The following is a 21,242-nucleotide window of genomic DNA, read 5'->3' as shown; positions in this document are numbered from 1 at the left end:
AGAAAGCAATATAAAGGGTTAATATATGGGGGGGAAGAGCAGTGGCTTTTATTATAATTGATTTGGAATTTAATAATTTAAGTGAAATACATAAATATTATCCAAATATATATAAAGATATGCCAAATTTAAAAGAATTAGATTTAATTAATGAAATAATTGAAATTGGAGCAATTAAAGTTGATATGTATATGAAGCCTTTAGAGCATTTGAAAGTATATATTAAGCCATCAGTAATACCTGTAGTCAATCCTAAAATACTAAGTATTACAAATATAAAGAAAGAAGAGCTAGAAAATGGAGTAAGTTTTAATGAAGGGCTTGATATGCTTAAGAAGATGGTAGGTAAAGGAGATGTCATATGCTCATGGGCAAAGGATGATATTGCAGAAATAATAAGGAATGCAAATCATCATGGATATAGTGATTTAAGCTGGATAGAAAGATATCTTGATATTCAGGAATATACAACAAAGATATTAGGTAAAAAGAATATTCTTAGTTTAAAAAATGCTCTTCAACAATTAAAGATAAAAGTTGATGAAAGCAAGCTTCATGATGCTTTGAATGATTCTATATATACATTAAGCGTCTTTAAGAATATATATAATGCCAGAGCAGTAAAACAATTTATTGTTAAGGATATATTTGATATGCCAGCACTGGAGATAAAATCTCTTCAAAACTTCAAACTGGATTATTCTAAGATTAATCCAGTTTGTCCTAGATGTAAAAGAAATATTGAGTTAGATTATAATTTTACTAATTTAGGATGGAGATTTGTCGCTATTGGGACATGCTCCAAATGTAATAGCAGGATTTTAGAAGAGGTTATTGTAAAGAAGAGTTTAAGTGGAGAAATGATCTATAGGGAAGTATACAGTATTATTGATGAGATTGAATTTCTAAAATATGAAAATAGACTTATTAAGAAAAATGCAAGTGTATAGATTTACATTTGAAAGTTTTATAATAAAATTATATAATTGCTATGTATAGAAAAATAATGTCTTAAGGTATTAATTGAATATTTGAGGGAAAGGTAAGAAATATGAATATTGCATTTCTTTTGACACCAAAGAATGAGGTAATTTATGAATATCTAGATGTAACTATGAGACAAGTAATTGAGAAGATGGAGCATCATGGATATACAGCTATTCCACTTATTGATAAAAGTGGAAAGTACGTAGGTACATTAACAGAAGGAGATTTATTATGGAAACTTAAAAATACTCCTGAATTAACATTTAGAAATACTGAATGTGTAAAAGTAAGTGATATACCAAGAAAAATAAAACATAAGTCTGTTTCAATAAATGCAGATGTAGAAAGTATCATAAATCTAGCAACTACTCAAAATTTTGTGCCAGTGGTAGATGATGAAGGAATTTTTATAGGTATAATAAAAAGAAGCGATATTATTAATTATTGCTATAACTTGATTAGAAAAAGTTCAAAAATTAATTAGATAAAATACAAAAGTTTATTAAGGAAGTGAGTTTAATGAATTCAGAAAAAAGAGAAGAAAGCACAATGGGCGAATTATTAAAGGATTTTGATGTTAAAAGAATCAAAAGCGGAGATATATTAAAAGGTATTGTAATAGATGCTGATGAAAAAGAAGTAAGAGTTAATATAAATTATGCCTTTGATGGTGTAATTTCCAGAGAAGAACTTACAAATGCAGATGCTTCTCCACTGGAAGTAGTTAAGCCAGGAGATGAAATAGATGTATATGTATTATCTCCAAATGATGGTGAAGGGTATGTACAGCTTTCAAGAGTAAGAGCTCTTCAAATCACAGAAAAAGAAGAATTAGAAGAAGCATATAAAAATAATAAAACAATCAAAGTAGTTGTTAAAGAAGAAATAAAAGGTGGATTAGCAGCTTACTATGGATCGATTAGAGTATTTATACCAGCATCACAAGCTGCAAGAGAAAGAATTGAATTAAAGAATCTTTTAGGTAAGGAATTAGAAGTTAAGCTTATAGAGCTAGATTTAAGAAATAGAAAAGTAGTTGCTTCAAGAAGAGTTATTGAAGAAGAAATATACAATGCTCATAAAAAAGAACTTTGGAAAAATGTTAAATCTGGAGAAAAAAGAGAAGGTGTTGTTACAAAAATATTAAAAGTTGGTGCAATTGTTGATATTGGAGGAATAACAGGTCTTATTCATATAAGTGATTTAGCATGGGAAAAGGTAAAGAGAGTTGAAGATGTAGTTTCTGTAGGGGATAAGGTAGTTGTTTTTGTAGGTAATGTAGATGCAGAAAATGAAAAAGTATCATTAATCTTAAAAGATGTAAATAATGAGCCTTGGAACCTTCATAGAGAAAGCTTAAAAGAAGGAAATGTATTAGAAGGAAAAGTAGCTAAGCTATTAAACTTTGGGGCATTTGTAGAAGTATTCCCTGGAGTTGAAGGATTAGTTCATATAAATGAAATTACTGATGAAAATATAGCAAAACCAAGCGAAGCTTTAGAAATAGGGCAAATAGTAAAGGTTAAAATTTTAAATGCAGATATTGAAAATAAAAAATTATCATTAAGCATTAGAGATGCAGTAGAAAAAAGTCAAGAATACTTAGCATATAATGATAGCGATGAAGGTGAAACTTTAGGAGATTTATTTAAAGGACTTTTTGACAACTAATAAAAATACCTATGGGAATTAAGCCTATAGGTATTTTTATTAGTTATCGTAAGGTATCTTTGTCTTTTTTTGTATATTAACACCTTAAAAATAATAGAGCATTAAATTAGGTATAATAAATTTAAGTATCATTAGTAATATGATATACTTAGATATATATTTTAATTCTAGTATAATTTAGCAGAAGGGAAGAAAAATTATGGCAGTGTTAGACAATTTACAACCAAAATTAGTTTTTAAATATTTTGAAGAAATATCACAAATTCCAAGAGGATCAGGAAATGAAAAAGGAATAAGTGATTATCTTTTAAATTTTGGTAAGAGTTTAGGATTAGAAAGCATTCAAGATGAGGCTTTGAATATAATAATAAAGAAATCAGCTACTAAGGGGTATGAAAATGCTCCAACAGTAATATTACAAGGGCATATGGATATGGTATGTGAAAAAAATAAAGGAACAAATCATGACTTTGAGAAAGATCCTTTAAAATTAAGAATAGTAGATGACTACATATATGCAACTGATACCACATTAGGAGCAGATAATGGGATAGCGGTTGCCTATGCAATGGCTATACTTGCTTCAGATGATGTTATGCATCCATCATTAGAAGTTTTAATAACTACTGATGAAGAAACAGGAATGTCAGGAGCTATGGCTGTTTCACCAGAACATATCCATGGAAAGATATTAATAAATCTTGATAATGAAGAAGAAGGATATCTTTTAGTAAGTTGTGCTGGTGGAATAAGAACTAAAGGAAAGCTTCCAGTGATAAGAGAAGAAAGAACAAATGGTAAAGCAATGCAAATAAAGATATCTGGACTTAAGGGTGGACACTCAGGAATGGATATTATTAAAGAAAGAGGAAATTCAAATAAAATTTTAGGAAGAATCCTAAAGCATCTTTTAAATAATGTTGAATACTCTTTATGTGAAATGAATGGTGGAGCAAAGAATAATGCTATTCCAAGAGAAGCAGAAGCGGTTATTATGGTAGCTGATAGTGATTTAGTAAAAGCAACAGAATTAGTTTTAGAATTTGCTAAGCTAGTTAAAAATGAATTAAAAGCTCAAGATGCAGGGTTAAATATAGAAGTACAAGAAGTTGCAGCAGTATCTAAAGTATTTACAAAGGAAAGCACAGAAAAAGCAGTTAATTTATTATATCTTTATCCATCAGGAATAAATAGTAAGAGTACAGAAATAGAAGGTCTAGTAGAAAGTTCAACTAACTTAGGAGTTTTAACAACTACTGAAGGTTTTGTAGAGTATGATTCAGCAGTAAGAAGTTCTGTATCTTCATTAAAAGAGGAAATAGTTTTAAGAAGTAAAACTATAGTTAATCTTTTAGGTGGAGAATTAGAATGTAATTCAGGATATCCAGCATGGGAATATAATTCTAATTCAAAGATAAGAGAAATATGCCAATCTGTACATAAAGAAATGTATGGAAAAGAAGCAGAAATTGTAGCTATCCATGCTGGTGTTGAATGTGGATTATTTAATGAAAAGTTAGGCAATTTAGATATGATAAGCTTTGGACCAAATTTATATGATGTTCATACACCAGAAGAGCATATGAGTATTTCATCAGTTAAAAATTGCTATGAATACTTAGTTGAAATTTTAAAATCAATTAAATAAAAAAATAGGCCGAAAGGTCTATTTTTTTAATGCTTGAATTTGAAAATTTAACTAGCTTATTAGCATAGAGACATAAGCGTTTCATTAGTCAATTGTGACGACTTAATTAGAGTATTACTGAAAGTATATGCTGACTTAATTATGATACCAATGAAATGTGTAACATAATTTAAAAGATGTTAGTATATCCACCAAAGAAAGAGAATATATATTAAGTATAAAAATATAAGAGGTGGTGGATGAGAAAATGAGGTATACAAGATATAACTATAAGAAAAGTAAAAATAATGATTTGTTTAGATTTATATTAAAATTAGTAGGAACTGTGGTGGGAGCAGGGATTTGTGGTATTACATTAGCATATGTGGCTTTTAGCATATTAACTAAAAATAATGAGCTTCCATCAGGAAACAGAGGTAAAGAAACTTCTATAGAAGCTAATAGCAATGAAATTGCTAATTCAGAAGGAGGTAGTAGTACAGCTATAAGTAATACTTATGTTTTTTATACTGTCCAATGTGGATATTTTTCTAATGAAAGCAATGCTAATCATATATTAAATTCCATAAGTGGAAAGTATAGTGCATTCATATATGAAGATGAAGATAAGTTTAGGGTCTTATCAGGAGTATATGAAAGTGATAAAGTAGATGAAGTTGTAAGTGAGTTAAAAAGTAGCAATATTGAGTGTACAAAGATTAAATTTTCCTTTAATAATGATGATAAAGTAGAATATCAGATTGCAAGTATATGTGATGGATATATAAGACTTTTAGATACAGCCGTTAGTGATGATGTAAAGTCAATTAATACAGATGATTTTAAAGGATGGACTAATGAGCTAGAAAACATATCTGAAGGAGAGAAAATAGATATATTAAATAATTTAAAAGAACATATTGCTAATTTAAAAACAGAAATAAATAAGGCAAATGTACCTAAAGAAATGGAATATATTTATACAATATTATTGAATTTTAAGGATATATAAAATTAAATTTAAACTATAAAAAATAAATCTTACAATATTATAAAAAAATTCTATATAGAGAGGAAAATGCTTGTTTGAACACATATAAAGTGATAAAATATAAAAGAAAATTTAAGGGTTAATAACAAGCGTTGGACTCTTTTTTTATTTTCAAAAAAACTTATTTTTATTTATTGATTAAAATAAGTTTAAATATGGAAAAATAATCAATAAAAAATAGGATGTGAAGTTATGAAATATATTTTGGCATCCGCGTCTGAAAGAAGACAGGAACTATTAAATAGAATAATAGACAATTTTGACATTATAATAAGTGACTTTGATGAAGAAAAAGTTAAGTTTAATGGAAATGTTGAAGAATACGTAATTGAAGTAGCTGAAGGAAAAGCTTTAGACGTATTATCAAGAATAAGTGAAGATAGTATCATTATTGCAGCTGATACTATAGTTGTAAATGGTGATAAAATATTAGGAAAACCTAAAAGTGAAGAAGATGCATATAAGATGCTTAAAGATTTAAGTGGAAAGGTGCATAGGGTTTATTCAGCAGTTGTTGTTGTTAATAGCAAAACTAATAAAGTAAAAAAAGAATGTATTTTTACTGAAGTCAAGTTTAAAGATTTGACTAATGAAGAAATATTGAAGTACATATCTACAAAAGAACCGCTTGATAAAGCAGGAGCATATGGAATCCAGGGGATTGGTGGGGTTTTTGTTGAAAGAATTAATGGTTGTTATTACAATGTTGTTGGACTTCCATTAAATTTATTAAATAATATTTTAGAAGAGGTTAAATAGTTTTTGTATAATGGCGATGGGGAAAATTATCTATAAAATAAATACTTAACTAATTAAGGAGAGATTTTATGGGTAATATAAAGATAAGTGACTTGCCATTAAGTGAGCGTCCTATGGAGAAATTAGTGAAATATGGCGCTGATAGCTTAGGGAATGAGGAGCTTTTAGCTATATTATTGAGAACTGGAACTAAAGGTGAAAATGTTATTGATTTAAGTACTAGATTGATATTAAACTTAGGTGGACTAGATAAAATATTGGATGCAAGCTATGAAGAAATCAAGAAAATCAAAGGTATTAAGAATGTTAAAGCATGTCAGATAATTGCATTAAGTGAGCTATTTAGAAGGTTTAAGACTTTAAGAGCAAAAAATGATTTATTTAAAATCACAAGACCAAGTGATATAGCAGAATTGCTTATGAATGAAATGAATGTTTTAAATCAGGAAACACTAAAGCTAATATTATTAGATACAAAAAATAATATTATAAGAACTAGGGATGTTTTTACAGGAACTTTAAATTCATCTTTGATTCATCCAAGGGAAATTTTTAGGGAAGCCGTTAAATTTGGTAGTGCAAACATAATAATTTCTCATAATCATCCATCTGGTAATCCAGAGCCTAGCAAAGAGGATATTAATGTTAGTATTAGAATAAAAGAGTGCGGAGAAATTATGGGAATTAATCTTTTAGATCATATTATTATTGGTAGAAACAATTATACGAGTTTAAAAGAAAAAGGAATTATTTAAATATTGAAGATTGAAAGGGGAATTCAAATGGGATTTTTCAGTAGTAATAGAGATATGGGAATAGATTTAGGAACAGCAAATACTTTAGTATTTGTAAAAGGTAAAGGAATAGTATTAAGTGAACCATCAGTTGTAGCTATTAATAGTAATACTAAAAGACCATTAGCCGTTGGTACAGAAGCTAAGCTTATGATTGGTAGAACACCAGGAAATATCGTAGCAATAAGACCATTAAAAGATGGAGTTATAGCTGACTTTGATGTTGCTCAAACAATGATAAAGAAGCTTATTGATAAAGTTGCAAGCAAAAGTGCATTTACAAGCCCAAGAATAATAGTTTGTTATCCATCAGGTGTAACTGAAGTTGAAAGAAGAGCCATTGAAGAAGCAACTAGAAATGCTGGAGCAAGAGAAGTTGTGTTAATGGAAGAACCAATGGCTGCAGCTATAGGGGCAGGACTTCCTGTAGGTGAACCAACAGGAAGCATGATAGTAGATATTGGTGGAGGTACTACAGAAGTAGCTATTATTTCTTTAGGTGGAATAGTAACAAGCAAATCATTAAGAGTTGCTGGTGACGAATTAGATCAATCAATTATTGCTTATGTTAAGAAAGAATTTAACTTAATGATAGGTGAAAGAACTGCTGAAGATATAAAAATGCAATTAGGTTCAGCATACAAGATAGATGATGAAAATGAATCATTAGAAATTAAAGGTCGTGATATGATTACTGGACTTCCAAAAGTAGTTACTATTACTGAAGAACAAGTAAGAGAAGCTTTAAAAGAGCCGGTATATGCAATCATAGAATCAATTAAAACTACATTAGAAAAGACACCACCAGAACTTGCAGCAGATATAATTGAAAAAGGAATAATGCTAGCAGGTGGGGGAGCTTTATTAAAGGGATTAGATAAATTAATTAACGCTGAAACTAACATGCCAGTACACATAGCTGAATCACCACTTGATTGTGTTGTTTTAGGAGCTGGTAAGGCACTAGAAAATTTTGATGAATTAAGTAAAACTCAAAGAGGTCAATAATGAAACCTTTTAAAAATAAACTGGCAGTAACTATAGTTTTACTGTCAGTTGCCTTTTGTGGTATGATTATATACAGTTTGCAAAGTGATGCAAATGGTATATCTAGTAGTGTTAGTACAGTAGTTAGTCCCTTACAAAAAATAGTATATAATATAAATAGTAGAGTAAAAGAAACAGTAGATTTCTTTTTAAACTTCTCTGAAGTTAAATTAGAAAATGAAGAATTAAAGAAAAAAAATACGAAACTTGCCAATGAATTAATTGAATATGAATCATTAAAAGATGAAGTTGAACGCTTAAGAGAAGCTTTAAATTTCACTGAATCTAAGAATAATTATAAGTATGTAGGAGTAAATATAATTGGATATAGTGGAAATTCCTTATCAGATGGATACATAATAGATAAAGGAAGTAATGATGGAATAAATAAGAATATGGTAGTAGTAAGTTCTAAGGGGTTAGTTGGAAAAGTAACAAAAGTAGCTAGTAACTTTGCTATAGTTCAAAGTATACTTAATGAAAATATTGCTGTTGCTGTAATGGATCAACAGACAAGAGAAGCCACTGGGGTGCTTCAAGGATTAAGTGATAAGAAAGATAACAATATGACTGTAGTGTATAATCTTCCAATAAGCTCAGATGTTAAAGAAGGCGATATCATTATAACATCAGGACTTGGTAAGATTTATCCAAAGGAAATACCAGTAGGTACTGTTGTATCAGTGGAAGAAGATAATGTTAGGGTTATGAAAAGTGCTGTAGTTGAGCCTTTTGTTAACTTTAATGAAGTGGAAGAATTATTTGTAGTAATTCCTAACAGTAATATTGATGAAATTGAATACGATTAGGAGGAAAATGTATGAAAAAGATATTTATAATACTTATTTCAATTTTCCTTTTAGTCTTAGATAATTCCTTATTACCTAATTATCAAATAATGGGCAGTTATCCAAGTCTTTTATTTATTTTTGCAATAGCTTATTCAATAGTATGTGGAAAAAATGAAGCGGTTTTTATAGGGGTAATTAGTGGAATACTTCAGGATATATACTTTGTCAAGGGATTTGGCATTAATTCTTTAAGCAATCTATTATTATGCTTTTTAGCGGCAAAAATAGGAGAAAACATTTTAAAGGGAAATAAGATAGTTCCAGTTTTATCTACATTAGTATTATCCATAATAAAGGGCTTTTTTGTAGCCATAATATTAAGATTATTTAATCAAAGTATCAATTATAGTGCTACTATTTTAGCGGCATGTTACAACTCCATTATTATGATAGTTGTTTATAATATAGTTTTAGCTACTTGCGATAAATATATGGATAATGATAGATGGAGGTTTAAATGATAGTAAATAAACCAAAAAAGAAAAAGACCATATCAAGATATACAGTGTTATATATAATTATGGCAGTGATATTTACAAGCTTATTTTCTAAGCTTTTATATCTTCAAGTATATAAATATGATGATTACAAGGAGAAGGCAGATACAAGTTCCACAAAATTTATATCAGAAAGTGCTCCAAGAGGAATAATTTATGATAGTGATGGAAATATTTTAGCAACTAGTGAGCAGACTTATGTACTTACCTATATGCAAACTACTGAATCTGCAAATGCAATATTTAGTACTTTAGATAAGGTATTTAAAGTACTTAGTGAAAATGGAGAAAATTTTGAAGATGATCTTCTTTTAAAAGTTAATTCAAATGGACAGTTTTATTTTGCTTTTAAAAATGATAATAGTGATGTGAAGGAAGCTACAGAACTTTTATTTAAAAACGATAGAGGGTTAAAAGATGAAGTAGTAAAAAAGTTATATAAAAATCATGATGGTGATTTTACTGATGAAGAACTTGCTAATATAAATAAAAAGTTATTAGAAATAACACCAGAGGATACTTTTTATTATTTAGTAGAGCTATACGGAATGTATAAGATGCTTCTTCCAGAAAATTATACTAAGGAAGAATATAATGCCATTGTTGCTAAGTATAAGGATGTTGATGGAAAGACTATCACAAAAGATTTATTAGAGAAATATTCAATAGAAGATATAAGAAAATATATGGTAGTTAAAGATGCTATAAATCTTCAGAGTTATCAAGGATATAAATCAGTTACCATAGCCAGTGATATAACTAAGGATACTGCTTTTATATTTTATCAGATGTTAAATGAGCTTCCAGGGATAGATGTTGACTTAGAGCCAGTTAGATATTATCCATATGGATCAGTAGCATCATCAATACTTGGTTATGTTTCGTCTATAACAAGTACTGAAGAAGAAATATATGAACTAAAGGGATATGATGCATCCACAGATTTAGTTGGAGCAGCAGGAATTGAAGCTGCCTTTGAAGAACAGCTTAAGGGAAAAGATGGAGGGACTACTGTAAAAGTTAATTCAGAAGGTAGAACTACCGAAGAGTTATTTAAGCTTGAATCTTATGCAGGGAATAATATTCATCTTACCATTGATAAAGATGTACAATATGCAGCTGAACAGGCACTAAAAGATACCTTAGCTCGTGTTGATGCTAATGTAACTAATAAAGATTACGGTAATGGTAGGTCTAATGCTACTAGAGGTTCAGTAGTGGCCATTGAAGTTGGTACAGGAAGAGTACTTGCCATGGCAAGCTACCCAACATTTAATCCTAATGATTTTGCTACAGGACAATTAAGTGATGAATTATATGAACAATACTTTTCACCAGATTATAAAGCCTTTGCTGCTGAGCATATAGCTAAGACTGGTGCAACATCAACAATTGATGAATTATTTCCATTAAATGAAGATGGAACAAGAGAAGATACCTATGATTTATATCCAAAGGCAATGTTCAATTATTCAACACAAGCACTTCTTCCACCAGGCTCTGTATTTAAACCATTAACTGCAATTGCAGGTCTTATGGAGGGAGTAATTAGCACTAATTCAACGGTAAATGATACAGGAGTGTGGAAGGTAGGAAATCTTACACAATACAACTTTCAAAAGACTGGAAATGGAGTTATTTCAGTAAGAGAAGCTTTAATGCATTCATCAAACTTCTTCTTCCACAATGTAGGGTATGAACTATATCTTAAAAATGGTGGAAATTCTAATGATGAAAAAGAAAGAGTAGCAGCACTAGATAGTATTGCTCATTATGCTTATAAATTTGGACTTGGAGTAACAGAAGGTGGCAATGCTTCTACAGGTATAGAAATAGAAGAAAACTTCGGCCAGACATATAACTTTAAGTCATGGAAAAATAGAATACTTGATACACCTATGTATACATTAGTAGATAGTCTGAAAACTGGAAACTATAATGGAATATTCTATTATGCACCGTTGAATATTTCTAAAAATGATACCGATAGTGAAGCATTAGCTAATGCTAAGTCAGACTTGAAGGAACAAATTAATAAAGCTTTAGAGCTAGTGGGTACAGATGCACAGCTTACAAGTGCTGATGAATTTGCTAGTCAATTAATAAGTTATATAAAATCTATAATGGAACTTTCTGATGAATATAAAGCATCATTAGAAAGTTATAATAGTACTAGAAGTAGTAAGACTAGTATTGATGAACAAGCAGAGATAATAGCTAATGCTATAGCACAATACACTATAAGCGACATGAGTACTCAGATAGATACTTATGCAGAAATAGTTAAGGATGCTATTGGTCAAAGTATGAATGCTTTTACGCCATTACAATTAGCTAATTATGTTGCCACATTAGCAAGTGGGGGAACAAGATATAAGGTTAGGCTTGTTGATCAAATTACTTCGCCAGATGGAGAAGTAATTGAAGAGTTTGAACCAGAAATAGTGGATACATTAGACATACCTAGTGAATACTTACAAGCTGTAAAAGAAGGTATGAGGATGGTTAACACTTATAGTGGTAATGGTACAGCTTATAATAGTTTTAATTCATTTCCAATTGCTGTAGCAGGTAAAACAGGTACAGCAGACTTTGGTAGTGAAGAAAATTATACAGTCATAGGAAGAAGACCATATGGTAACTATATAAGTTTTGCACCAATGGATAATCCACAAATTGCTATATTCTCAACTTTATATGATGGTAATAAAGGTAGTGAAGGAGCAACTATTCATCTAGCTATATATGAAGCATTCTTTAAGGAATTATTAGAAAGTAATTATTCAAATTATACTAAAAATTCAGAAAGTTATCAAAAATATGTAGCAAATGGGCTAAATGATAATAAAGAAAATCAGGAAGAAAATAGCCATAATGTGGAAAGTGATGCAACTGAAAGTACACAATAATTATATAGAGTTATCAATTTTTTGATAACTCTATTATTTTTTTAAAACAATGTTCGATAATAATATATATAGAAAAGATAAAATAAAAAAACTATGTTAAAGTTAGTAGAAATTATAAATATATAGTATATTATGTTATTAACTGTTGATATATGGTATAATTATAATAAAAAGTGTATGAAATTGGTGGAGGGTAACCAATGAAGGAAAATAGAATTGAAATAAAAGGTGATAAAGAGGGCATAAGTGTTATAGTTAATATAGATAAATTTATAAATTTCGATGAAGTTATTGCAGAAATTATAAGCGTATTATCTATAGGAAAAGGGTTTTATAAAAATTCTATAATAAAAATTATAGCAAACCTTAAGAATGTATCAGATAGTGAAATAGCCAAATTGAAAGATAAGCTATTTGAAGAAATACATATAAGAGATTGTATATTTGATGATACAAACAAAAGAAAAATAGAAGCTGATACAGTCTTTACAGGTATATATGAAGGAAGAACTAAATTTATAAAAAAAACCATAAGAGGTGGCCAGTGTATTAATAGTAAAGGTAATATTGTTGTTATTGGTGATATTAATAGTGGAGCAGAAGTATCAGCAGGTGGAAATATTATAGTTCTTGGAAGCATAAGAGGGCGTGTAAGAGCAGGTATTGGAGGCAATAGAGAAGCGATAATAGCTGCATTTATACTACAGCCTCAACTTCTGCAAATTGGAGATTTAATTACAGTATCTCCTGATGATGTTAAACCTCCTTATCCTGAAGTGGCTAGGGTTAAGGATGGAATGATAATTGTTGAGCCATATTTACCAAATAAGTATAGTTATTAATTTTGGAGGGATAAAAAAATGGGAGTTTCTATAGTAATAACATCTGGAAAAGGTGGAGTAGGAAAGACTACAACAACAGCTAATATAGGAACAGCACTTGCAGCTATCGGAAAAAAGGTAGTGGTTGTTGATGGAGATACAGGATTAAGAAATCTTGATGTTTTAATGGGATTAGAAAATAGAATAGTTTATACAATAATGGATGTTATTGAAAATAGATGTAGATTAAAGCAGGCACTTATTAAGGATAAAAGATACCAAAGTTTATTCTTACTTCCAACTGCTCAAACTAAGGATAAGGATGATATAAAGTCAGAAGACATGTTATCCATAGTAAATACATTAAAGGAAGAGTTTGATTATGTTATCATTGATTCACCAGCAGGAATAGAGCAAGGCTTTGAAAATGCTGTTATTGGAGCTGATAGAGCTATAGTGGTAGTTAACCCTGAAATTACATCAGTGAGAGATGCAGATAGAGTAATTGGAAAACTAGACGCTAAAGGATTGGATAAACATGAAGTAATAGTTAATAGATTAAACTATGAAATGACAAAAAGAGGAGATATGCTTGATGTACCTGATATTATAGAGACTTTATCAGTGAAGCTTTTAGGTGTTGTACCAGATGATAGAAATATAACTGTATCAACCAATAAAGGAGAGCCAATAGTTTTAGATGATAAATCTATTTCAGGAAAAGCATTTAGAAATATTGCCAATAGAATTATTGGAGAAGATGTTCCACTATTAGATTTAAGTGAAGAGTCTAATGGTATATTTTCAAAATTAATAAAAATATTTAAAAAGAATTAGGAGGTAAGAATGATGGATTTGTTAAAAATTTTTCATAATAAGACAACGACTCCTAAGGATGTAGCAAAAGATAGATTAAAATTAATACTTATTCACGATAGAGGGGATATAGACCCAGAAACTATTGACAAAATAAGAGTAGAAATATTACAAGTATTATCAAAATATATTGAGATTGATGCAGATGATGTTGAAATAGCATTAAATAGGACTGAAACAAGTGAAACAGGTAATGGACCTGCTCTTGTAGCAAATATTCCTATAAAAAATATGCGTGGAAGATAAATTTTATATACTAACAATTGTTTAAAGTAAAAAATAAAGTTCTTTAAGTTTACTTTCTTACAGAAAGCTTAAAGAACTTTTATATTTACATAAATTTTATAGAGAAAAACGGTCAATTATTATATAATAAGATGATAAGTTGTGGAGGTGAAAAAATGAAGTTAATACCAAGTTTCAAAATTGATTTTAAAAAGTTTAAAGAATTAGATAAATGGATGCTTTTTTCTATTATATGTATAGTTTCATTTGGTATTCTTAATATATATTTAGCGACTAAGGGAAACTATGGTATATTTTATCCTAAAAGACAATTGATATTTTTTATAGTTGCCTTAGTTGCTTTATATTTTGTCTTAGCATCAGACTATAATACTATTAAAGGATTTACAAATTTATTTTATGGCGGATCAATAGTATTATTAGTACTAGTTTTAGTTATAGGAAAAACAGTAAATGGAGCTCAAGGATGGATAGATTTAGGAGTTATATCACTACAACCAGCAGAAATTGCTAAGGTTGCAACTATTATGATGATGGGACGAAAACTTGAAGAAATGGAAGGCAATATAAATACGGTGAAAAATTTTTTCACCTTAGCTATATATGCTGTAATTCCAGCAGCACTTATTGTTATTCAACCAGATATGGGGATGACCATGGTATTATTTTTTATGGTGTTAGGTGTTTATTTTATAGGAGGACTTGATAAAAGAGTAATACTTTATGGTCTTGGGTCAATGCTTTTAGCAGTAGTTTTATTGTGGAATTCAGGACTTATTCAAGATTATCAAAAAACAAGAATAACATCATTTATGAATCCAGATACTGATACTTCTGATTCAGGATATCACTTAAGGCAATCGCTTATTGGAATAGGTTCAGGAGGATTCTTTGGTGCACATAATAGTTATAGTAATGATGGTACTGGTGGTTTTGCATCAGAATATGTGCCAGAAGTTGAAACTGACTTCATTTTTGCTCAAATAGGAGAGCAATGGGGAACCATAGGAGCCATAATATTATTAAGTTTTTATGGTATTCTTATATCAAGAATGATAAAAATTGCGAAAAATTCCAAGGATATATTTGGTAGATGTGTATCTATTGGAATGGTGTCCTATTTCTTTTTTGCTATAACACAAAATATTGGAATGACAATAGGCCTTATGCCGATAACAGGAATCACGCTTCCATTGGTAAGCTATGGAGGAAGTTCTCTTTTAACAACAATTCTTTCTTTAGGAATTGTTTTAAATATAGGAATGAGTAAAAAGAAAATATATTTTTAGTTATAGTAAAATAGCTATGGAAAATATCCATGGCTATTTTTTATGTATAGATAAATATTTAAGAAGTATACATTCTTTATAGGTAGTAATAGAATAATTTGTTAATAAGAAAAATATAATTAGTATTGAAGTGTTATTGTGAGGTTGTCTATGGGAAAGTATAATTCAGAATATAGTAAATACTATAATTCTATAACTAATAAATCAAAAGTCCAAAGGTCATATAGGAATATTAGTAATGGCTATAAGAAAAATAAGAGTAGTAATGTTTTTAGGCAATGTAGTGAATACTGTATATTTCAATGTATAGTAACATTTATTGTTTTAGTGACAGTATTAGCAATGAAGTATTCCAATAATACTAGCACTGTAGAAGCTTTTAATGTCTTTAAAGAAAATATAAGTGAAAGAAGCAGCTATTCTGAAATAATAGATGATATAAAGTATGTAAAGATTAGCGATATAAAAAGTAGAGCAGCAAAATGTTTAAAATGGATAAGAGAGAATATTAGTGAAGCACCAATAGAGAAATGATATGAAAATAAAAAAAATATTTTTAAAAGGTTTCATAAAGGTAAAGTGCAGTTTGTTATATAGATGGAATATATTGATTTTTGCAGAAATAATACTGATGTTTATCATACTTCATCTAGAACAAAAACAAAATTTGCTGATATCTTTTATATCAATACTTATACATGAATTCAGTCACATAATATTGGCAATGATGAGAGGTAGTAAATTTAATAATTTTCAAATGCATATATATGGTGCAAGAGTGGATCTGCTTGATGTAGATGAGCTAAATTATAAAGAAAAGCTGCTTATATACATAGTTGGTCCCTTATCTAATATATGTATTGCTATTATATTTATACTAGTAAATTATTATGTAAGATTTGAGCTATCTGAAATTGTTGTAACTATTAATATAGGGTTAGCAATATTTAATTTATTGCCAGCATATCCTTTAGATGGTGCAAGAATTTTAGAGGTTATATTATCTAGGAAGATGCTATATAAAGAAGCACAGCTTAGGATAGCAGGCATAAGTTATTTTATTGGGGGAGCATTCATTGCCATCTGTTTTTATGGAGTGTATAAATATAGTTCTATTAATGTAACTATGCTGCTAGTTGCTGTTATTATCATTTATATAACGAGAACTGAAAAAAAGGCGGTTATGTATATCTTAATGGGGAATATTTATAAAAAAGTACGAAAGTTAATTAGGAACAACTATCTAGAAAATAGGGTGATTTCTGTATATTATAAATTGGGACTTGTGGATTTAATGAAGATAGTGGATAAGAATAGGTTTAATATTTTTTATGTGCTTGATGATGATTTAAAAGTAAAATTTATTATTGCAGAAGATGAACTGATAGAAGGATTAAAAATTTATGGAAACATTAGCTTAGAGGAATATTATGGTAAGAGATAAGTGTAGTAATTAGTTTCATTTAATTTAATAATATGTTAAAATGAAAAATAAAAAGAAGTACTTAGATACTTCTTTTTATTATGTATAAGGGAGGAACTTATGAATAAAATTAGTGATGATATTTTATGTAAAGTTGAAAAGCCATCAAGATATGTTGGTGGGGAGTTAAATCAAGTAATTAAAAATCCCAAAGATGTTGATATAAGATTTGCATTTTGTTTCCCAGATGTATATGAAGTTGGGATGTCTCACTTAGGTACTAGAATACTTTATCATACAATAAATTTAAGAGAAGATACATATTGTGAAAGAACTTTTGCACCATGGCCAGATATGGAAGAATTAATGAGAAAAAATAATATTCCATTATATACTTTAGAAACAAAAGATTCATTAGATAAATTCGATATACTAGGATTTACTCTTCAATATGAAATGAGTTATACAAATATATTAAATATGCTTGATATGTCTGGAATACCATTTAGAGCTTCTGAAAGGGGAGAAGATGCTCCAATCATTATGGCTGGAGGACCTTGCGCATATAATCCTGAACCATTATGTGATATAGTAGATTTCTTTGAAATTGGTGAAGGCGAAGAAATGATGAATGATGTACTTGATGTTTATAAAAAGTATAAAGGTAAAGGGAAGAAGAAAGAATTTTTAAGAGAAATATCTAAGATAAGGGGTATATATGTACCTTCATTATATGATGTTTCCTACAATGAAGATGGAACTATCAAGGAATTTACACCTAAGTATGAAGATGTACCAGCTAAGGTACAAAAGAGAATAGTAAATAACTATGATAAGGTAGACTTCCCAGTTGATATGATTGTACCTTACACTGAAATAGTTCATGATAGAGTTGTTCTTGAAACGTTTAGAGGATGTACAAATGGATGTAGGTTCTGTCAAGCCGGTATGATTTATAGACCAGTAAGAGAAAAGACCAGAGATACACTTATAAAACAAGCAAGAGATGCTGTGAAAGCCACTGGATACCAAGAAATTTCTTTATCTTCATTAAGTACATGTGATTATTCTGATATACAAAAGCTTATTACTGAATTAGTGGCTGAGCATGAAGGAAATAAAGTAGGTATAGCTCTTCCATCAATAAGAGTTGATGCTTTCTCAGTTGATTTAATAAAAGAAATTCAAAAAGTAAGAAAGAGTGGACTTACATTTGCGCCAGAAGCCGGTTCCCAAAGAATGAGAGATGTAATCAATAAGGGATTAACAGAAGAAAGAATATTAGAAGCGGCTAAGAGTGCTTTTGAATCAGGTTGGAGTACAATTAAGTTATACTTTATAATAGGACTTCCATATGAAACATTAGAAGATGCGGTAGGTATTGCTGAGCTTTCAGATAAGATAGCAGAAGTATACTATAGCATAGCAAAAGAACAAAGAGCTAAGGGGTTAAAGATAACAGCAAGTTCATCAATATTAGTACCAAAGCCATTTACACCGTTCCAATGGGCTCCAATGGAAAGACCAGAAGTTGTAACTGAAAGAATAAAAGCTATCAAATATGCTATTAAGAGCAAGGCTGTAAGCTATAAGTACCACCACCAAGATACATCTCTTATGGAAGCGGTATTTGCTAGAGGAGATAGAAGAACTTGTGCAGCTCTAATTAAGGCTTTTGAAAAGGGAGCTAAGTTTGATGGGTGGTCAGAATACTTCAGTATGGATATTTGGAATGAAGCAATGGCAGAATGTAATATAGATCCAGAGTTCTATGTATATAGAGAAAGAAGTTATGATGAAATATTACCATGGGATTTCATAGATATAGGTGTAAACAGAAAATATCTTGAAAGAGAAAATGAAAAAGCAAAGGTTGCAGCAACTACAAGAAACTGTAGAGAAGGCTGTACTGGATGTGGAATCAATGTAAACTTTAAGGAAGGGAAGTGTTTTGAAGGTGCGATACTTAATTAAATTTTCTAAAGGGGAAGGTATAAAGTTTATCTCTCACTTGGATTTAATGAGAACTATTCAAAGAATAATAAGAAGATCAGAAGTTCCAATAGAATATTCTAAAGGATTCAATCCTCATATGGCACTATCTTTAGCACAACCTCTTTCAGTAGGTGTTTATTCTGATGGGGAATACATGGATATAGTATTAACTGAAAAGATGCAAGTAGATGATATTTTAGCAAGATTAAATGAGGCAGCTCCACCAACAATCAGATTTTTTGAAGCTACTCCAATTGAAATTGTAGAAAATGTTAAGAGAGTACCACAAGCCATGGCACTTTTAGATGCAGGGAGATACATAATTAAATTAAAGTTAGTTAATGAAGAAAAAGTTGAGGAAAAAATGGCTTCACTTTTAAATGAAAATGCTTGGGAAACTTTAAAGAAAAGCAAAAAAGGGGAAAAGATGGCTGATATAAAGCCTTTAGTTAAAGAGTTAAAGTATTGGGTTAAAGATGGAGAATTAGTTATCAATGCATTGATTGCTACAGGAAGTAGAGAAAATCTATCAGCTGATCTTTTAGCAAGATTTATAACAAGCAAGATAGAGAATGTAAATGCAGAATCATTTGTTAGTGTAAAAAGAGAAGAAATGTACGTATTAAAAGATAATAAGTATGTACCATTATTTAAAGCTCTTTAGGATGTGTGTATATGAGAGAAGTTTTTGTTGAAAGTAGAGAAAAGCAGATTAGAGTTGCTGTAAAACAAAATGGTGAACTTGTTCAATGTATAGTTGAAGAAGAAACATCAAAGCCACAGATAGGTGAGATTTATAAAGGACGAATTAAAAATATAGTGCCTGCTATAAATTCTATTTTTGTAGATATTGGCCTGGAAAAAGAAGCTTATATGTATTATAGTGATGAGCTTAAAAGAATGAATATAAAAAAAGGGCAGGATATCTTAATAGAAGTGGTTAAAGAGCCTTTATGTGATAAAGGTGCCAAAGTAACTCATAAGATATCAATAGCAGGAAAGAATATAGTTTTAATCATGGGAGATGAAGGATTAAGCTTGTCTAAAAGAATTGAAGATGTAATAGATAGACAGAGACTTACTTCAATTATTAAGCCTATTAAAGATGTTGGCATAGTATTAAGGACAGAATCTGTAAAGGCTACAGAAGAAGAACTTTTAAAAGAGCTTGCAATCTTACTAGAAAAGAAAGATGCTATGGAAAGAAAGCTTAGATATTCAACTAATTTAGGCAAACTTCAAAGTAATACTATTTTAAAGAAGTTTTTCGAAGAAATAGAGAATAAGAAAACTAAGGTATTCTTTGATAATGAAGAATATTTAAACAATATAAGTGAAATATTAAAAGATAAAGAGCATATACAGTTATCTTTATATGGTGAAAAAAGAAGTTTATTTGATTTCTATGGCATTGAAAAGGAAATATTAAAATTACGTCATAAAAAAGTTAATTTACCTTGCGGTGGATATATAATAATTGACAAGACAGAGGCTATGTATGTTATAGATGTAAATAGCGGAAAGAATATCAAGGGGCGTGACTTTTCTAAAACTATATTCCAAACTAATTTAGAAGCAGCTAGAGAGTGTGGAAGGCAAATTAAACTGAGAAATTTAAGTGGTATTATTTTAATTGATTTTATAGATTTAAGAGAAGATTATCAAAAACCTAAAATAATAGAAGAATTACGTAAGGCTTTAAAAGAAGATAAAGGTAACGTTAAGGTATATCCTTTTACAGAGCTTGGGCTTATACAGGTTTCAAGAAAAAGAAAAGGAAAATCAATTTATGAATATTTAGAAGAACCTTGTAAAGTATGCAAAAGCAATGGATTTTTACTAAAAAGATCATATATTGAAAATCTTATTAGAAATGAAATTATCAAATGCTCTAGAGAAAACTCAATAAAGGATTTTTATATTGAGATAGATAAGAATTATGAACATGATATTACTGGGGATTTATTTAATTTTATAAAAAATATTGAAGGTTTAGATAAAGAAATTTATTTAAACTTTGCATATGATATTGAAGGTTATAAAATAGAGCCACTTATCTTTTCGAATCAAAAAGATAATTACCAACATTACAAGATAAAAACTATTGAGAAAGTATGATAAATTTCTTTACAAGATGTATAAATTTGTGATAGAATGTCATTTGTAGACCGCACGTAACAGGTTTTAAGTAAAACAAAGTTAAATCTTTGTACCTGCAGAGGCGAGACCGTATTTAGAGGAGGTGTTTTAATGTACGCAGTATTAGTTACAGGTGGAAAGCAATTTAGAGTTCAAGAAGGAGACGTAATATACGTTGAAAAATTAAACGCTGAAGTAGATTCTACAGTTGAATTAACAGAAGTTTTAGCTGTTTCTAACGGAGAAACTTTAAAAGGTGG

Annotated in this window: 21 protein-coding genes; all 21 read left to right on the top strand. The window is 29.4% G+C overall.

All coding sequences use genetic code 11. From position 1 onward, the window contains the following. The first annotated feature begins 41 nt into the window (after positions 1 to 41). Positions 42 to 950: a 3'-5' exonuclease gene (locus Q5O29_RS04650; RefSeq protein WP_022211834.1), complete on the top strand. Its 909-nt coding sequence runs from the start codon at positions 42 to 44 to the stop codon at positions 948 to 950. Positions 951 to 1,051: 101 nt separating this feature from the next. Continuing rightward, on the top strand, positions 1,052 to 1,471 hold the full coding sequence (locus Q5O29_RS04645; RefSeq protein WP_022211833.1) for a CBS domain-containing protein: 420 nt from the start codon (positions 1,052 to 1,054) through the stop codon (positions 1,469 to 1,471). Positions 1,472 to 1,506: 35 nt separating this feature from the next. Beyond that, complete coding sequence (gene rpsA / locus Q5O29_RS04640) at positions 1,507 to 2,658, top strand: 30S ribosomal protein S1 (protein ID WP_022211832.1); 1,152 nt, start codon at positions 1,507 to 1,509, stop codon at positions 2,656 to 2,658. Between the two features lie 199 nt (positions 2,659 to 2,857). After that, positions 2,858 to 4,306: an aminoacyl-histidine dipeptidase gene (locus tag Q5O29_RS04635; RefSeq protein WP_022211831.1), complete on the top strand. Its 1,449-nt coding sequence runs from the start codon at positions 2,858 to 2,860 to the stop codon at positions 4,304 to 4,306. Positions 4,307 to 4,553: 247 nt separating this feature from the next. Further along, positions 4,554 to 5,297, top strand: a complete 744-nt coding sequence (locus Q5O29_RS04630; protein WP_022211830.1) for an SPOR domain-containing protein — start codon at positions 4,554 to 4,556, stop codon at positions 5,295 to 5,297. A gap of 231 nt (positions 5,298 to 5,528) precedes the next feature. Continuing rightward, positions 5,529 to 6,095 carry a Maf-like protein gene (locus Q5O29_RS04625; RefSeq protein WP_022211829.1) on the top strand — a complete coding sequence of 189 codons (567 nt, stop codon included), beginning with the start codon at positions 5,529 to 5,531 and terminating at the stop codon, positions 6,093 to 6,095. A gap of 68 nt (positions 6,096 to 6,163) precedes the next feature. Next, a complete protein-coding gene (gene radC / locus Q5O29_RS04620; RefSeq protein ID WP_022211828.1) occupies positions 6,164 to 6,850 on the top strand; it encodes a DNA repair protein RadC in 687 nt (228 codons plus the stop codon). Between the two features lie 27 nt (positions 6,851 to 6,877). Beyond that, positions 6,878 to 7,897, top strand: coding sequence for a rod shape-determining protein (locus Q5O29_RS04615; protein ID WP_022211827.1), 1,020 nt, complete (start codon positions 6,878 to 6,880; stop codon positions 7,895 to 7,897). After that, the gene (gene mreC / locus Q5O29_RS04610) at positions 7,897 to 8,745 is read left to right on the top strand and encodes a rod shape-determining protein MreC (RefSeq protein WP_022211826.1); all 849 of its coding nucleotides are present in this window, start codon (positions 7,897 to 7,899) and stop codon (positions 8,743 to 8,745) included. The genes Q5O29_RS04615 and mreC overlap by 1 nt, the downstream gene beginning before the upstream one ends. Before the next feature lie 11 nt (positions 8,746 to 8,756). Continuing rightward, complete coding sequence (gene mreD / locus Q5O29_RS04605) at positions 8,757 to 9,248, top strand: rod shape-determining protein MreD (RefSeq protein WP_022211825.1); 492 nt, start codon at positions 8,757 to 8,759, stop codon at positions 9,246 to 9,248. Then, complete coding sequence (locus Q5O29_RS04600; protein WP_022211824.1) at positions 9,245 to 12,193, top strand: penicillin-binding transpeptidase domain-containing protein; 2,949 nt, start codon at positions 9,245 to 9,247, stop codon at positions 12,191 to 12,193. The genes mreD and Q5O29_RS04600 overlap by 4 nt, the downstream gene beginning before the upstream one ends. 200 nt (positions 12,194 to 12,393) lie before the next feature. After that, on the top strand, positions 12,394 to 13,035 hold the full coding sequence (gene minC / locus Q5O29_RS04595) for a septum site-determining protein MinC (RefSeq protein WP_022211823.1): 642 nt from the start codon (positions 12,394 to 12,396) through the stop codon (positions 13,033 to 13,035). A gap of 18 nt (positions 13,036 to 13,053) precedes the next feature. Beyond that, on the top strand, positions 13,054 to 13,851 hold the full coding sequence (minD, locus tag Q5O29_RS04590; protein ID WP_022211822.1) for a septum site-determining protein MinD: 798 nt from the start codon (positions 13,054 to 13,056) through the stop codon (positions 13,849 to 13,851). A gap of 12 nt (positions 13,852 to 13,863) precedes the next feature. Then, positions 13,864 to 14,136, top strand: a complete 273-nt coding sequence (gene minE, locus Q5O29_RS04585) for a cell division topological specificity factor MinE (protein WP_186835153.1) — start codon at positions 13,864 to 13,866, stop codon at positions 14,134 to 14,136. A gap of 155 nt (positions 14,137 to 14,291) precedes the next feature. Further along, entirely contained in the window at positions 14,292 to 15,425 is a 1,134-nt protein-coding gene (rodA, locus tag Q5O29_RS04580; protein ID WP_022211820.1) for a rod shape-determining protein RodA, read from the top strand. A 150-nt stretch (positions 15,426 to 15,575) separates the two neighbouring features. Further along, complete coding sequence (locus tag Q5O29_RS04575) at positions 15,576 to 15,959, top strand: hypothetical protein (RefSeq protein WP_022211819.1); 384 nt, start codon at positions 15,576 to 15,578, stop codon at positions 15,957 to 15,959. A gap of 1 nt (position 15,960) precedes the next feature. Beyond that, positions 15,961 to 16,869, top strand: a complete 909-nt coding sequence (locus Q5O29_RS04570; RefSeq protein ID WP_022211818.1) for a site-2 protease family protein — start codon at positions 15,961 to 15,963, stop codon at positions 16,867 to 16,869. A 99-nt stretch (positions 16,870 to 16,968) separates the two neighbouring features. After that, entirely contained in the window at positions 16,969 to 18,822 is a 1,854-nt protein-coding gene (locus Q5O29_RS04565) for a TIGR03960 family B12-binding radical SAM protein (RefSeq protein ID WP_022211817.1), read from the top strand. Then, a complete protein-coding gene (locus Q5O29_RS04560; protein ID WP_022211816.1) occupies positions 18,806 to 19,507 on the top strand; it encodes a TIGR03936 family radical SAM-associated protein in 702 nt (233 codons plus the stop codon). Before Q5O29_RS04565 ends, Q5O29_RS04560 begins: the two co-directional genes overlap by 17 nt. A gap of 11 nt (positions 19,508 to 19,518) precedes the next feature. Then, positions 19,519 to 20,961, top strand: a complete 1,443-nt coding sequence (locus Q5O29_RS04555; RefSeq protein ID WP_022211815.1) for an Rne/Rng family ribonuclease — start codon at positions 19,519 to 19,521, stop codon at positions 20,959 to 20,961. 132 nt (positions 20,962 to 21,093) lie between these two features. Beyond that, positions 21,094 to 21,242: 50S ribosomal protein L21 (gene rplU, locus Q5O29_RS04550; RefSeq protein WP_302631754.1), on the top strand; the 149-nt coding region annotated here is incomplete at its 3' end.

This window comes from Clostridium sp. CAG:265 (genome assembly GCF_000436575.1).
Lineage (GTDB): Bacteria > Bacillota > Clostridia > Clostridiales > Clostridiaceae > Clostridium > Clostridium lentum.
The sequence above is the reverse complement of the archived record's forward strand: the minus strand, read 5'-3'. Positions and strand labels throughout refer to the sequence as shown.

Coding starts and splice junctions, on each gene's coding strand:
- Q5O29_RS04645 (WP_022211833.1), top strand. CDS start 1,052: ATGAATATTGCATTTCTTTTGACACCAAAGAATGAGGTAATTTATGAA.
- rpsA (WP_022211832.1), top strand. CDS start 1,507: ATGAATTCAGAAAAAAGAGAAGAAAGCACAATGGGCGAATTATTAAAG.
- Q5O29_RS04635 (WP_022211831.1), top strand. CDS start 2,858: ATGGCAGTGTTAGACAATTTACAACCAAAATTAGTTTTTAAATATTTT.
- Q5O29_RS04630 (WP_022211830.1), top strand. CDS start 4,554: ATGAGGTATACAAGATATAACTATAAGAAAAGTAAAAATAATGATTTG.
- Q5O29_RS04625 (WP_022211829.1), top strand. CDS start 5,529: ATGAAATATATTTTGGCATCCGCGTCTGAAAGAAGACAGGAACTATTA.
- radC (WP_022211828.1), top strand. CDS start 6,164: ATGGGTAATATAAAGATAAGTGACTTGCCATTAAGTGAGCGTCCTATG.
- Q5O29_RS04615 (WP_022211827.1), top strand. CDS start 6,878: ATGGGATTTTTCAGTAGTAATAGAGATATGGGAATAGATTTAGGAACA.
- mreC (WP_022211826.1), top strand. CDS start 7,897: ATGAAACCTTTTAAAAATAAACTGGCAGTAACTATAGTTTTACTGTCA.
- mreD (WP_022211825.1), top strand. CDS start 8,757: ATGAAAAAGATATTTATAATACTTATTTCAATTTTCCTTTTAGTCTTA.
- Q5O29_RS04600 (WP_022211824.1), top strand. CDS start 9,245: ATGATAGTAAATAAACCAAAAAAGAAAAAGACCATATCAAGATATACA.
- minC (WP_022211823.1), top strand. CDS start 12,394: ATGAAGGAAAATAGAATTGAAATAAAAGGTGATAAAGAGGGCATAAGT.
- minD (WP_022211822.1), top strand. CDS start 13,054: ATGGGAGTTTCTATAGTAATAACATCTGGAAAAGGTGGAGTAGGAAAG.
- minE (WP_186835153.1), top strand. CDS start 13,864: ATGGATTTGTTAAAAATTTTTCATAATAAGACAACGACTCCTAAGGAT.
- rodA (WP_022211820.1), top strand. CDS start 14,292: ATGAAGTTAATACCAAGTTTCAAAATTGATTTTAAAAAGTTTAAAGAA.
- Q5O29_RS04575 (WP_022211819.1), top strand. CDS start 15,576: ATGGGAAAGTATAATTCAGAATATAGTAAATACTATAATTCTATAACT.
- Q5O29_RS04570 (WP_022211818.1), top strand. CDS start 15,961: ATGAAAATAAAAAAAATATTTTTAAAAGGTTTCATAAAGGTAAAGTGC.
- Q5O29_RS04565 (WP_022211817.1), top strand. CDS start 16,969: ATGAATAAAATTAGTGATGATATTTTATGTAAAGTTGAAAAGCCATCA.
- Q5O29_RS04555 (WP_022211815.1), top strand. CDS start 19,519: ATGAGAGAAGTTTTTGTTGAAAGTAGAGAAAAGCAGATTAGAGTTGCT.